Origin of the sequence: Ruminococcus sp. MCC718 (assembly GCF_018783905.1) — a bacterium.
Lineage (GTDB): Bacteria > Bacillota > Clostridia > Lachnospirales > Lachnospiraceae > Hominisplanchenecus > Hominisplanchenecus faecis.
In genome coordinates, this window is record NZ_WQNP01000167.1 from 1 (window position 1) to 216 (window position 216).

1 tRNA gene is annotated in these 216 nt (G+C 54.6%); it reads left to right on the forward strand.

Going from position 1 to position 216, the window contains the following annotated elements:
* The first annotated feature begins 130 nt into the window (after nt 1–130).
* Nucleotides 131–214: transfer RNA gene (locus GPK60_RS13665), tRNA-Leu, on the forward strand.
* Nucleotides 215–216 lie beyond the last annotated feature (2 nt).

Below are 216 nucleotides of genomic sequence, written 5' to 3' on the forward strand. Positions count from 1 at the left end.
GTGGCGGAATTGGCAGACGCGCAGGCTTCAGGTGCCTGTGGTAGCAATACCGTGCGGGTTCAAGTCCCGCCTTCCGCACTCTTCTTTCTGTAAAGTGCGAGCGACATACAATTTTATATTTTTTCTAAATGCGGAAGTGGCGGAATTGGCAGACGCGCAGGCTTCAGGTGCCTGTGGTAGCAATACCGTGCGGGTTCAAGTCCCGCCTTCCGCACT